This window comes from Acidovorax sp. GW460-11-11-14-LB4, assembly GCF_059423685.1.
This window is the reverse complement of the sequence record NZ_JBWKYJ010000104.1, coordinates 1-11,780: the sequence shown is the minus strand read 5'-3', so window position 1 is coordinate 11,780 and position 11,780 is coordinate 1. Positions and strand designations below refer to the sequence as shown.

General features: G+C 63.3%; 14 protein-coding genes. 11 read left to right on the top strand and 3 right to left on the bottom strand.

What is annotated here, in order from left to right; all coding sequences use genetic code 11:
- Together AC07X4_RS22640 and AC07X4_RS22635 are read right to left on the bottom strand one after the other, a co-directional pair.
- A partial coding sequence (locus AC07X4_RS22640; protein ID WP_494741393.1) for a biotin--[acetyl-CoA-carboxylase] ligase occupies nt 1-834 on the bottom strand: 834 nt, incomplete at its 3' end.
- Nucleotides 831-1,385: an SET domain-containing protein gene (locus AC07X4_RS22635; protein ID WP_056056636.1), complete on the bottom strand. Its 555-nt coding sequence runs from the start codon at nt 1,383-1,385 to the stop codon at nt 831-833. The genes AC07X4_RS22635 and AC07X4_RS22640, both read right to left, overlap by 4 nt.
- Before the next feature lie 119 nt (nt 1,386-1,504).
- Between AC07X4_RS22635 and AC07X4_RS22630 the strand changes: the two genes are divergently transcribed.
- From AC07X4_RS22630 to AC07X4_RS22605, 6 genes are all read left to right on the top strand, one after another.
- The gene (locus AC07X4_RS22630) at nt 1,505-4,414 is read left to right on the top strand and encodes a DNA topoisomerase III (protein ID WP_494741392.1); all 2,910 of its coding nucleotides are present in this window, start codon (nt 1,505-1,507) and stop codon (nt 4,412-4,414) included.
- On the top strand, nt 4,414-4,632 hold the full coding sequence (locus AC07X4_RS22625) for a hypothetical protein (RefSeq protein WP_056057588.1): 219 nt from the start codon (nt 4,414-4,416) through the stop codon (nt 4,630-4,632). Before AC07X4_RS22630 ends, AC07X4_RS22625 begins: the two co-directional genes overlap by 1 nt.
- 85 nt (nt 4,633-4,717) lie before the next feature.
- Nucleotides 4,718-5,494 carry a helix-turn-helix transcriptional regulator gene (locus AC07X4_RS22620; RefSeq protein ID WP_494741391.1) on the top strand — a complete coding sequence of 259 codons (777 nt, stop codon included), beginning with the start codon at nt 4,718-4,720 and terminating at the stop codon, nt 5,492-5,494.
- Nucleotides 5,495-5,609: 115 nt separating this feature from the next.
- Nucleotides 5,610-6,212, top strand: a complete 603-nt coding sequence (locus AC07X4_RS22615; protein WP_494741390.1) for a YbhB/YbcL family Raf kinase inhibitor-like protein — start codon at nt 5,610-5,612, stop codon at nt 6,210-6,212.
- Nucleotides 6,213-6,279: 67 nt separating this feature from the next.
- Nucleotides 6,280-6,630 (top strand): DUF4124 domain-containing protein, encoded by a 351-nt coding sequence (locus AC07X4_RS22610; protein WP_494741389.1) that lies wholly within the window; start codon nt 6,280-6,282, stop codon nt 6,628-6,630.
- A gap of 147 nt (nt 6,631-6,777) precedes the next feature.
- On the top strand, nt 6,778-7,119 hold the full coding sequence (locus AC07X4_RS22605) for a DUF2834 domain-containing protein (protein WP_494741388.1): 342 nt from the start codon (nt 6,778-6,780) through the stop codon (nt 7,117-7,119).
- Here the strand turns inward: AC07X4_RS22605 and AC07X4_RS22600 are convergent.
- Nucleotides 7,080-7,922, bottom strand: a complete 843-nt coding sequence (locus tag AC07X4_RS22600; RefSeq protein WP_494741387.1) for an AraC family transcriptional regulator — start codon at nt 7,920-7,922, stop codon at nt 7,080-7,082. The genes AC07X4_RS22605 and AC07X4_RS22600 overlap by 40 nt on opposite strands.
- A gap of 182 nt (nt 7,923-8,104) precedes the next feature.
- Between AC07X4_RS22600 and AC07X4_RS22595 the strand changes: the two genes are divergently transcribed.
- From AC07X4_RS22595 to AC07X4_RS22575, 5 genes are all read left to right on the top strand, one after another.
- Nucleotides 8,105-8,860, top strand: coding sequence for a tyrosine-protein phosphatase (locus AC07X4_RS22595; protein ID WP_494741386.1), 756 nt, complete (start codon nt 8,105-8,107; stop codon nt 8,858-8,860).
- A gap of 161 nt (nt 8,861-9,021) precedes the next feature.
- Complete coding sequence (locus tag AC07X4_RS22590) at nt 9,022-9,402, top strand: BPSL0067 family protein (RefSeq protein WP_146191169.1); 381 nt, start codon at nt 9,022-9,024, stop codon at nt 9,400-9,402.
- 5 nt (nt 9,403-9,407) lie between these two features.
- Entirely contained in the window at nt 9,408-9,875 is a 468-nt protein-coding gene (locus AC07X4_RS22585) for an STY0301 family protein (protein ID WP_288853156.1), read from the top strand.
- Between the two features lie 307 nt (nt 9,876-10,182).
- Nucleotides 10,183-11,040: a peptidoglycan recognition protein family protein gene (locus tag AC07X4_RS22580; protein ID WP_494741385.1), complete on the top strand. Its 858-nt coding sequence runs from the start codon at nt 10,183-10,185 to the stop codon at nt 11,038-11,040.
- Between the two features lies 1 nt (nt 11,041).
- Nucleotides 11,042-11,347 carry a hypothetical protein gene (locus AC07X4_RS22575; protein WP_494741384.1) on the top strand — a complete coding sequence of 102 codons (306 nt, stop codon included), beginning with the start codon at nt 11,042-11,044 and terminating at the stop codon, nt 11,345-11,347.
- Nucleotides 11,348-11,780 lie beyond the last annotated feature (433 nt).

Here is an 11,780-nt window from a genome sequence, read left to right as displayed (position 1 = left end):
GACGCTGATTTCAGAACTGGTGATGGCCTGCATGCCACCGGCTGTGTGCACCAGCAGCGCACCGTCATCGCCCACGCCATGCGCGGTGCCGGTGTGGCCGTCGCTCAGCGTCACCGCGCGGCCCTGCAGCACATCACGTGCCGCAAAGCGGGGCTGCATGGGCGCAAACCCATAGCCCGCAAACGACTGCAGCATGGCCACCAGTGGCGGCACGATGCGCAGCAGGGCGGTGGGTGCGTCCAGGCCCGGCTCCACATCCTGCAGGCTGCCGGGGGGCATGCTCATGCCCTCGGGGCTGCGGGGCAGCACGTTGATGCCAATGCCCACCACCACGTAGCGCGCGGTGCTTGTGCTGGTGCTGGCCTGCGAGGGCGCAGTCTGGGGCGCCACAAAACTGGCCGTTTCCACCAGGATGCCGCCCAGCTTGCGGTCGCCCGCGGCGCCGCCCAGCCAGAGGTCGTTGGGCCACTTGAGCCCCACGCGCGCAGGCTGCCCCGCCCCCAGGGCAGGCAGCACGGGCTGCAGGCTTTCGGCCACGCTCACCCCCACGGCGAGCGACAGGCCGGACCAATCCTGGGGAGCCAGCGGCAGGCCCAAGGACATCATGAGAGAAGCCCCCACATCGCTTTGCCACACCCGCCCCAGCCGCCCGCGCCCGGCAGTCTGCTGCTCGGCCACCAGCAGGGTGGGATCGCACTGGCCGTTGCGCGCACGGCGCATCAACTCGGTATTGGTGGAGTCGATGGTGGGCAGCACCTCGACGGTAAAGCCCGGTAACAGCGGTGACACCGCTTCCCAGACGGCCTCGGCAGGCCAGCGGATGGGGGCATTCATCGCCGGGCCTTTTTGGCGGCCTTGGCGGAAGGTTTGGACGGCGGCAGCGGCACGGGAGGTGCCCAGCCGCGCTTGGGCGCCAGCAGCGTGCCCCGGCAGTTGGGGCTGCCACACCAGCAGGGGTATTCGGCCTTGAGCTTCGGGGTGTAGCGCTCTTCAATGATCAGGCCGTAGTCGTAGTTCAGCTCTTCGCCCGCCTTGATGTTGCGCAGCGCGGTGATGAAAATGCGGCCGTCCCGCTCGTCGGCATAACAGTTGGGGTTGCAGCTGTGGTTGATCCAGCGCGACGAATTGCCACCGAACTTTGCATCGATCACGTGATCTTCATCCACATGGAAGTAGAACGTGTGGTTGGGCTGCAAGGGGTCGTGCGGGTGCCGGTCCTGCGCCTCCTGCCAGCCGATCACTTCACCCGTGTATTCGACAAGGACTTCGCCCTCTGCAATATCCTGCACGGCAAAAACGCCCTTGCCGTGCACGCCCGAACGCCGGGTCTGGATGCGACGGCCCTGCGCGGGGGTCGGGGTTGCAGGCGGTGCGGTGCGGGGCATGGCAAAAACTCTGTTAACTTGAATATGCACACATGCGCGTGCGCGTGTACGCGTGAGGCAACGAATTGTAGAAGCGACCGGCCGGATGCCGGACAGCCAGACTGGCGAGAAACCAAAAAATGACCAAGACCCTGGTAATTGCAGAGAAACCCTCGGTGGCGCAAGACATCGTGCGCGCGCTGACCCCCGTGGCGGGCAAGTTCGAGAAGCACGAAGACCACTTCGAGAACGACCGCTATGTAGTCACCAGCGCCGTGGGCCACCTGGTGGAGATCCAGGCCCCCGAGCAGTTTGACGTGAAGCGCGGCAAGTGGAGCTTTGCGCACCTGCCTGTGATCCCGCCGTACTTTGACCTGAAGCCCGTGGACAAGACCAAGAGCCGCCTGAACGCGGTGGTCAAGCAGGCCAAGCGCAAGGACGTGACACAGCTCATCAACGCCTGCGACGCGGGCCGCGAGGGGGAGCTGATCTTCCGCCTGATCGAACAGTACGCCGGTGGCGCCAAGCCCCTGGGCAAACCGGTCAAGCGCCTGTGGCTGCAGTCCATGACGCCCCAGGCCATCCGCGACGGCTTTGATGCGCTGCGCACCGAGCAGCAGATGGCGGGCCTGGCCAGCGCGGCCCGCAGCCGCTCCGAGGCCGACTGGCTGGTGGGCATCAATGGCACGCGGGCCATGACGGCGTTCAACTCGCGCGATGGTGGGTTCTTCCTGACCACCGTGGGCCGGGTGCAGACGCCCACGCTGTCGCTGGTGGTGGAGCGCGAGGAAAAGATCCGCAAGTTCGTGAGCCGCGACTATTGGGAAATCCACGCCACCTTTGGCGCGGAAGCCGGCGAGTACCCCGCCAAGTGGTTCGACCCCAAGTGGAAGAAGGGCGAGGATGTGGAAATGCGCGCGGACCGTGTGTGGTCCGCCGCCGAGGCACAGTCAATAGCCAACGCTGTGCGCGGCAAGCAGGCCACGGTCACGGAAGAGAGCAAGCCCACCACCCAGGCGTCGCCCCTGCTGTTCGACCTGACCAGCCTGCAGCGCGAGGCCAACGGCAAGTTCGGCTTCTCGGCCAAGACCACGCTGGCCCTGGCGCAAAGCCTGTACGAGCGCCACAAGGCCCTGACCTACCCACGTACCGACTCGCGCGCGCTGCCGGAAGACTATTTGCCGGTGGCCAAGCAGACCTTTGAAATGCTGGCCGACAGCGGCATGCGGCACCTGGCGCCCCACGCGCTCACGGCACTGAACAACAACTACGTGCGCCCGTCCAAGCGCATCTTCGACAACAGCAAGGTCAGCGATCACTTTGCCATCATCCCCACGCTGCAGGCACCGAGCGGCCTGAGCGAAGCCGAGCAAAAGCTGTACGACCTGGTCGTGCGCCGCTTCATGGCGGTGTTCTTCCCCAGCGCTGAATACACGGTGACCACGCGCATCAGCACCGTGGCCCCGCACAGCTTCAAGACCGAAGGCAAGGTGCTGGTCAAGCCGGGCTGGCTGGCCATCTACGGCAAGGAAGCCGCCGACGAAGTGGAAGGCGGCAAGGACGGCGACAAGGGCCAGAACCTGGTGCCGGTGAAGCCTGGCGAGAGCGTCAACACCCTGGCCGCCGACCCCAAGGGCCTCAAGACCAAGCCCCCCGCCCGCTACTCCGAAGCCACGCTGCTGGGCGCCATGGAAAGCGCGGGCAAGCAGATCGACGACGACGAACTGCGCGAAGCCATGCAGGAAAAAGGCCTGGGCACCCCAGCCACACGCGCGGCCATCATCGAAGGCCTGCTGACCGAAAAGTACATGCTGCGCGAGGGCCGCGAAATCATCCCCACGGCCAAGGCCTTCCAGCTCATGACGCTGCTGCGCGGGCTGGAAGTGGAAGAACTCTGCCGTGCCGACCTGACCGGCGAGTGGGAGTACAAGCTCTCGCAAATGGAAAAGGGCCAACTGAGCCGCGAAGCCTTCATGGCCGAGATCGCCGCCATGACCGAGCGCATGGTCAAGAAGGCCAAGGAATACGACCGCGACACTATCCCCGGCGACTACGCCACACTTGAATCGCCCTGCCCCAACTGCGGCGGTGTGGTGAAGGAAAACTACCGCCGCTTTGCCTGTGTGGGCAAGGCGGGCGCGGAGCCTTGTGGATTCAGCTTTGGCAAATCACCCGCAGGCCGCACGTTCGAGACGGCAGAGGCCAATGCCCTGCTGCGGGACAAGAAGATCGGCCCGCTGGAGGGCTTCCGTTCCAAGGCGGGCTGGCCCTTCACCTCCGAGATCGTCATCAAGTACGACGAAGAGGCGCACAACTACAAGCTCGAGTTCGACTTCGGCGACGACAAGAAGGGCGAAGAGTCCGGCGAGATCGTGGAGTTTGAAGACGCCGCGCTCGGCCCTTGCCCCATCTGCGGATCGGAAGTGCACGAACACGGCAGCAACTATGTGTGCAGCAAGGCCGTGCCCACCGCGGCGCAGCCCACGCCCAGCTGCACCTTCAAGAGCGGCAAGATCATCCTGCAGCAGCCCGTGGAGCGCGAGCAGATGCACAAGCTGCTGGAGACCGGCAAGACCGACCTGCTCGACAAGTTCGTGAGCATGCGCACGCGCCGCAACTTCAAGGCCCACCTGGCGTGGGACAAGGAGGCGGGCAAGGTCAACTTTGAATTCGCACCCAGCAAGTTCCCACCCCGTCCGGGCGCCGCTTCTAAAACAATAGCAACCAAGGCAAAAGCCACTAGCGCTACCGCCAAAAAAACCCCTGCAAAGAAGGCCGCAGCCAAAACGACGGCTGCCAAAGCCCCGCGCAAGGCCGCCGCAGGCAAGGCCCCCAGCGCAGCGCTGGCCGCCGTGATCGGCACCGAGCCGGTGGCGCGCCCCGAGGCCGTGAAGAAGATGTGGGAATACATCAAGGCCCACAACCTGCAAGACCCCAAGGACAAGCGCACCATCGTGGCCGATGACAAGCTGCGCGCCGTGTTCGGCAAGGACAGCGCGGGCATGTTTGAGCTGGCGGGCATCCTGGGCAACCACCTGGGCGGCGAATGATGAAGCCGCTGAACATGGTGCCTATCGCGTCGATGGCGGGCAGCGTCTGCCGCACCGCGCTGGTGGCACTCGCGGTTGCCGCTGCGCTGGGGGGTTGCACCACCACAGGCTCCGCACGCTCCAGCGACCCGGCCAGCCAGCAGCAGCCCCAGGGCGCGAGCGGCGTGACCGTGTTTGGCGATATCGACGTGAACGTGACGCGGGAGCGCACCCGCTGACTGCAAGCTGCCACCGCGCGCAGCCCGTCCTCAACCAGCACGGGGCCGGGCGGATGATGGAACGTGAGCCGCAAGGGAGAGATTGATGGTCGAACCCGCACTGTCGTTGCAGATTGCCACCACGGTGCACCACCGCATCCACACTGTCACGGTGCGCATGGATTCGGTGGGCTGGGTGGTCTCTGGCACCAAGCACCTGGTCACACCGGGCGGGGCGCACCGCTATCCCAGCGGGCGGGTGTTTGTGCTGCCGCGTGGCGCGCAGTGGGAGGTGGTCAACGACCCCGCCCCGCAAGGCCGCTATGTGGCGCGACTGCTGTGTTTTGCGCCCGAACTGGTGGAGCAGTTTCACCGCCAGTTCGGCCAGTTTGCGGCCGTGTCTGCGGTGCAGGGCTGTGCGGGCCTGGCGGCCGATGCGGCATTTGAAGACAGTTACCGGCGTGCCCTGGCCGCGCTAGAGAGCGATGCCAGCTCGCAGGCGCTGCGCGAACACCGCGCGCTCGAGGTGCTGCTGATGCTGGCCGAGGCAGGCATCGTCTTCGCCCCGCCCGGCGAGCTGGGCTGGGCCGACCGGGTGCGCCGCCTGGTGGGCCCCAGCCCGCAGGCTGACTGGACGGTGGAGCGTATCGCCGCTGCCTTTGCCACCAGCGCCAGCACCCTGCAGCGCCGCCTGGCACAAGAGGGCGAAACCGTGAGCCAGTGCCTGCGCGATGTGCGGCTGGAGACGGGGCTGGTGCTGCTGCAAAGCTCCACGCTGCAAGTGTCCGAAATCGCAGCGCGCTGCGGCTACGAGTCGCACAGCCGCTTCAGCGCGGCCTTCCGCGAACGTTTTGGCTTTCCGCCCTCGCAACTGAGGCCCTGATTACTGCGGCTGACGCACAGCGCACAGCCTTTGATGCCGCCGGGCCAGTGCGAAGGCGTGGCACACCGCACCATCAAGTCCTTGTTTCACACCGCTACTGCAAGGAGCTTTTTGGATGAGCCACCCACTTTCACGCCCCCGTCGCGCTTTTACCTCCATCGCGGCGCTTGCCACCATCGGCCTGGCATTGGCTGCCCACGCCCAGGCGTTCACGCTCAGCAGCCCCGACTTTGCGGCGGATGGCACCTTGCCCCAGCGTTTCGAGTTCAAGGGCTTCGGCTGCGCAGGTGAGAACCAGTCGCCCGCGCTGCGCTGGAACGGTGCGCCTGCAGGCACGCAGAGCTTTGCCGTCACCGTGTATGACCCTGACGCACCCACAGGCGCGGGCTGGTGGCACTGGTCGGTGGTGAACATCCCCGCCAGCGTCACCGAGCTGCAGCCCGACGCCGGTGCTGCTGGCGGCGCCAAGCTGCCCGCAGGCGCCAGCCATGTGCGCATCGACTACGGCGTGGCCGCCTGGGGCGGGGCGTGCCCGCCAGAGGGGGATGCGCCGCACCGCTACATCTTCACCGTGCACGCACTCAAGGTGCCGCGCCTGGACCTGCCTGCCGACGCCACCGCTGCGCTGGCGGGCTACATGATCAACGCCAACAGCCTGGGCAAGGCCACACTCACGGCGCGCTACGGGCGCCCTGCGGCCCAAGGCAGGCAGCAGTGACGGTGTGGGGTGGGGCACTGTGATGTTTTAAGCTTGGTGGTCATCCACCCCACTGCAGGCCCACCCCATGCGCAGCCCCCGCGAACGAGCCCTCTGGTCCCTTCTGGCCGCACTGCTGCTGGCCACCGCAGCAGCGGCGTGGTGGACCGCCGACCAGTGGCTGCCCCAGGCCGGACCCTGGACCGAACAGGCCTGGAAAAAGATCACCCGCCCCGGGCCCGAGTCCCTGCCACCCGACAAGCGCCCTGCTGCCACGCAGGCCCGCCCCGCGCAGGCGGGCGCATCCCAGCCCGTGGCGCCGCAGCCGCGCAAATGCGTGCGGGACGGCCGCACCACCTACACCGACCAGCCCTGCCCCCAGGGCAGCCAGGAGCTGCCGGTGGATGGCGCAGTCACGTCGCTACCGCCTGCGCAGTAAGCGGCTGGCGGCCAGCTGTTGATGGCGTGCAGGCCTGTGGTGGGCATGTCGTTTTTTTCCTAGCCGGCGAGGGGGCTGCACAGATTCAATCGGTGCATTGATTCACTACCCCAGGCCTCTCTCTTTCTTTGGGGGCCGCATGCACCGATGCACCACCACCAACCCCTGCTGCGCGTTTTTCTTGTTCTGCTGGCCGCCCTGGGTCTGGCCATCCCCTGGTACTTCAACACCCTGTACTTTCTGGGCGGTGGCAGCGTGATGCCCGATGTTTTCTGGCGCGATGCCTTTGCCAATGCGCTCACCACCGGCATCACCTGCGATGCGTACCTGGCCGCCGTGGCGTTCTCAGCCTGGGTGGCGGCCGACCGCCGCCTGGGCGCGTGGCGCTGGGCCTGCATCGCGGCCTGCTTTGGTATCGGGCTCGCGTTTGTGATGCCGCTGTACCTGGCTCAACGCCTGCGCAGGGACGCAGACCCCTCCGGCGGCTGACCCAGCTGCGCCTGTGCGCCCACCTGCAGGGGCCAGTGTTCGGTGACCGAGCTGCGGCTGCCCTGCACGAGGGCCTGTAGCGGCTGGCCCGCCAGCCTGCGCACATCACGCGCCATGTGCGACTGGTCGTAGTAGCCCTGGTCCACCGCCAGTTCCACCACCGGGCCGCCGGGCGCGGCCAGCGCGCTCCCCAGCGTGCTGTTCAGCCGTGCAATCACCTGAAACTGCTTGGGCGCCATGCCCCAGTGCGCCACAAAGCGCCGCTCAAACTGCCTCTGGCTCAGGCCCAGACGCTGGCCTGCGTCTTTTGCATCGTCGTTGGCCGCATGTAGCAAAGCCAGCGCCTGTTGCCGCCGCGCCTCGCAGGGCGATGGCGGCGCAACCCACTGGCGGATGAAGTCGCACAGCACCTGCAGCCGCGCACCATCGTCCGCGGCTGCCCGCACCGCGTGTTCCACCTCCGCCCACCCAAGGCCCACCAGGTCTGCCAGCGGCCGCAGCGTGTTCACCACTCCACGCGCACTGGCGAACAGCGCCGCCGCTGCCGAAGGCTGCAGCACCAGCCCCACGGCCTGCACCGGCCCGCTGTGTTCATACGCCGTGGCCATGGTGCTTGCGCTCATCCAGGCTGACTGCGGCACGGGCGCGCCCCGGCACACCACCTGCCCGGTCAGCCGCACCACCAGCATGCTCGACACCATGGCCGGGAAATGCGATTGCGCCAGCGCCGCCGGGGCATTGACCACCACGGCGGCCATCAGCCAAGGCTGCAAATCGGAGGGGACGGGCACCAAGCGCTGCATACCCGCATTCTGCATATCGACGTGGCGCAGATGGCGGCTTTCGGGGTGGTTGGTCAGCCAGTCAGCCGTCGTACTCGACTTTCTCCAGCCACCCGTGCGACATGCAGCTGCCGCAGCGCCCGACTATCCTTGTTGCTTTCGTATCCCCACCCACCACCCACCACTCAACCGTGCCAAGCACCATGCAGCAAGAGCAAGCCCCCACCCGGTCCGTCCCCCTCGCAGGCGCCACCAACTTCCGCGACCTCGGCGGCTACACCGGCCACGGCGGCCGCCCGGTGAAATGGCGCCGCATCTTCCGCTCTGACCACCTGGCGGGCCTGACGCCCGAGGACCAGGCCCTGCTGGCAGACCTGGGCGTGGCCCGCGCGGTGGACTTTCGCGGCCAGGCCGAAAGCGCCGCGTATGCCTACGCACTGCCCGGCGTGGCCTACCACCCACTGCACATCGAACCCACCGTGGTGCAGCGCGCGCTGGAGCTGCAACGCACCGGCCGCCAGCTCACGGCGCAAGACGCCGTGGGCCTGATGCAGGACACCTACCGGGGTTTTGTGCACGACAACGCCCCGCGTTTTGCCGAGCTGTTCCGCCTGCTGCTGGCCAGCGATACGCCCACCGTGTTCCATTGCACCGCAGGCAAAGACCGCACCGGCTTTGCCGCCGCCCTCATCCTGCTGACCCTGGGCGTGCCGCGCGATGTGGTCATGCACGACTACCTGCTCACCAACGCGCTCTACCAGCGCCCACCGGGCATGGGCAGCCACGCGCCGGAAGAAGTGCTGCGCGTGCTGTGGCGTGTTCAGGAAGAGTTTCTGGATGCCGCCCTGCACATGGTGAACAACGACTTTGGCGGGCTGCAGGCGTATCTGGTGGACGTGCTGGGTATTGACGCTGCCGCACAGAAAGAATTGGCAGAGCTATATCTGCAGGCAGAGTAGGGCTCGTGCAAGTCGCAGACAGACAAGCGGCCACCAATATCTGCACACAAGCGGTTTCCGATGTCACGTTTTGCGGCTGTGCGGCGCTCCTAGAATTCGGCCGCCCCAAACGCCTGAACGAGCCCTGACAGGTGTGTTTGTGCGGCTTTGCCAGCAAACGAATGTCATACATCTACGACAACCCAGAGTCCTTGGCCAAGCAACCGCTCGTGGGCACGCACCACTGCGTTGCACTTGTTAAGCACTACGCCAGAGCTCCAGCCTCATCGCTCTGGAGAGAAGGGGCCTCTGTGAAAGGCAATATGCTGCTCAAAAAGGGCACTGCCATCGCAACCTTCGTCAACGGAAAGTACCCAAACCAGGGCACTGGCAACCATGCGGCGTTGTATGTGTCTCAGGATGCATCGGGAATCACGGTCGTCGATCAATGGTCCGGCAGCGGCACGATCCGCTTGCGTCGGTTGATGTTTCTCGGAAAGGACAAGACCGGGAAATATGTTGACCCCAGCAACAATGGCGACGCGTTCTCGGTGGTGGAGTAATTGGTATGACGAATGAATTTGGCCTAAGTCTTTCACTGATTGTTTTGAGCGCGAGCGGCGCTGCCATCGCGCAAGAGGCCCCGGGCAACGCGGCGGCCCACAAGGCCACCGCTTGCCCACCATCAATTCAGGTCCAACAGACGCCCTCGCCCGCCCTTATTTCAGATTGGCAAACCCGCAGCAGCAACGACACGCATCCTCTTGCCAATATTTCCTTCTACGCGGGGCCACCAGAGGAGATGGCCCAACTAGCGCCCAGCAGCGCGCAGCGCAAAGGCAAGACGCTCACCTCGCGGTGGCTGTTAGCTCCGACCGACCGCGTTTACTGGGTAGCTTGTGAATACGCCGGGACATCGGCCACTGCTACCAAGCCGCTCGACAAAAACATTGCGTCTTGTGTTGCCGAGCACGACATGAACAGCTCGCCACCAGTGCTTAAACGATGGAGCTGCCGCGGAGGCACCGCAGGGTAGCAGGCTGCTCAAATGCCTCTCGACAACACCGAAAGCGGTATTCCCAGTGATCACTTGCCCCTTAGGGCTCTCAGAAAATCCCCTACAGGCTGTTTGATGAGGTCGAGCTTTTTGTGATTGACATTTGCCAATCTGTATCTCAGCCGTCTAGTAGGGATGAGTGCTCCGTACCAAGACTCTCTGAGAGAGAGCACCATTTAATAAGATATTAATAATAGCCGAAATTAAAATCACTTCGCCAATTGGGAAAACTGTCGGAAATAACCCTCATGAGGTACAAGCGGTTCAGCGTGCTCTCAACCGCCATATGAATTGCAAGATCGGCTATCAGCCCATCAAAGAAGATGGCAGAATTTCTACTGAAACACTCCAAGCAATCCATGTATTTCAAAAAATTATTGGCGTCACACCCGCAGACTCCATCATTCTTCCCCATGGTTCGACTCACAGGGCCCTGAATCAAGATATCATAAGAATTCTCAATCCCACCGCAGCATGCCTTGTTGCTGATCAAGAGAAAATCAGGCAAGTAATCATTGATCGGGTAAATATTGTTGAACGAAAAACGTGGCAGGCTTTGAACCCTGCCAAGATTCCCCAGAATGACTGGAGCTACCAGTCCATCGCCATTCATCATGCAGGCAATTCATTTTCATGTGGGGCGAACGGTGTTGATGCCCTAAAGAACGCCGAGAAAATCGATATGAATAGCTTCGGACAAATTAGCTATCACTATGCTATCGATTGTCGAGGGGTGGTTTATGAAGCGCTTGATATTCGCCACAAGGGAGCTCACATTGAAAGGGCAAACACTGGTGTCATCGGAGTGGTTTTCCTGGCTGACTTGAGCGTCCGAGGTGAGGCATCCCGGCACGGTCCTGGTGTCGCAAACGTTACGCGAAGCAGGGGAGTGCGAGCCGGGGTTTCTGAGTTCTTGGGCGTGCAAAAGGATCAACTCGCGGTTAATCACGATGAGCCATCGGAGCTGCAAATGTCCAAAGCAGAAAAATTAGTCCAAACTTTGATCGAATTTTTTCCCATCAAACGGCTTGGAGGGCATCGGGAATTTGCACAAGCTGCGGGCAGTAGCAGGGCATGCCCAGGAATTTACGGAATGATCATTGCGGAGCAATTGCGTAAAAAATTTGGTCTTGCAAAACCTTGATATGACAAAAAAAATCGCCTTTTTTATCGGCACACTTTCTTTGTTTCTGACTGCATGGCTTTTTGTTGGATTGGATCGATACGTTGGAGACCATGAAGTGGGGAGTGCGTGGAACCCCTTTATAAAGACAACCCCAACGTTTCAAGTTCTTTTCAGGAACCCTGCACAACATACACTCGATCGCGATCCATTTGATTCACTTGACAGCATCCGAAAAAATCAATTTTTGGAGTATTGCGGCATTCGATATGGGATTCACGATCCTCACCGCTGTGAGGAATATATTGAACAAATGCGGGTCAAGTAATAACTAGACGAGCGCCCTTCAAATAGACATACGGTATTCAGTGCAAACGACTGGACCACCGTTGATCGGGGACTGGGGGCCCCGACGGCCACGCTGGATAACGAGGTGCGGATCTGCCAGCTTAAGACCGGGGCCCCACAACGACACAGTAGCGCAGTTCACCCGTTTATCGCAAGAAGGCTGTTTCATCAGTGCCAACACGCTGCCCACGCCGCCGCCTGGGCCACATTGCGCTGGCAGGGTTACCGCAGCGGATACGATTCACTGTGTTCTAGCGTCTGGCCCACACATTTAACTACCGGCCCACGTGTTAGCGAGTGCTAGGGCCGTCAGCCATCTCACCCATGATTTTCTAGTACTGGCGAGCGCTACGGGCAGGTGTGCCGCCTGCCGTACTCACCTTGCAATGGGTTGCACTCGCCCCACCCCACCC

Excerpts from the sequence above, each read along its gene's own strand:
- AC07X4_RS22600 (WP_494741387.1), bottom strand. The coding sequence starts at position 7,922 with ATGCAGCGCTTGGTGCCCGTCCCCTCCGATTTGCAGCCTTGGCTGATG.
- AC07X4_RS22630 (WP_494741392.1), top strand. The coding sequence starts at position 1,505 with ATGACCAAGACCCTGGTAATTGCAGAGAAACCCTCGGTGGCGCAAGAC.
- AC07X4_RS22595 (WP_494741386.1), top strand. The coding sequence starts at position 8,105 with ATGCAGCAAGAGCAAGCCCCCACCCGGTCCGTCCCCCTCGCAGGCGCC.
- AC07X4_RS22585 (WP_288853156.1), top strand. The coding sequence starts at position 9,408 with ATGACGAATGAATTTGGCCTAAGTCTTTCACTGATTGTTTTGAGCGCG.
- AC07X4_RS22625 (WP_056057588.1), top strand. The coding sequence starts at position 4,414 with ATGAAGCCGCTGAACATGGTGCCTATCGCGTCGATGGCGGGCAGCGTC.
- AC07X4_RS22605 (WP_494741388.1), top strand. The coding sequence starts at position 6,778 with ATGCACCACCACCAACCCCTGCTGCGCGTTTTTCTTGTTCTGCTGGCC.
- AC07X4_RS22615 (WP_494741390.1), top strand. The coding sequence starts at position 5,610 with ATGAGCCACCCACTTTCACGCCCCCGTCGCGCTTTTACCTCCATCGCG.
- AC07X4_RS22620 (WP_494741391.1), top strand. The coding sequence starts at position 4,718 with ATGGTCGAACCCGCACTGTCGTTGCAGATTGCCACCACGGTGCACCAC.
- AC07X4_RS22575 (WP_494741384.1), top strand. The coding sequence starts at position 11,042 with ATGACAAAAAAAATCGCCTTTTTTATCGGCACACTTTCTTTGTTTCTG.
- AC07X4_RS22590 (WP_146191169.1), top strand. The coding sequence starts at position 9,022 with ATGTCATACATCTACGACAACCCAGAGTCCTTGGCCAAGCAACCGCTC.
- AC07X4_RS22580 (WP_494741385.1), top strand. The coding sequence starts at position 10,183 with ATGAATTGCAAGATCGGCTATCAGCCCATCAAAGAAGATGGCAGAATT.
- AC07X4_RS22610 (WP_494741389.1), top strand. The coding sequence starts at position 6,280 with ATGCGCAGCCCCCGCGAACGAGCCCTCTGGTCCCTTCTGGCCGCACTG.
- AC07X4_RS22635 (WP_056056636.1), bottom strand. The coding sequence starts at position 1,385 with ATGCCCCGCACCGCACCGCCTGCAACCCCGACCCCCGCGCAGGGCCGT.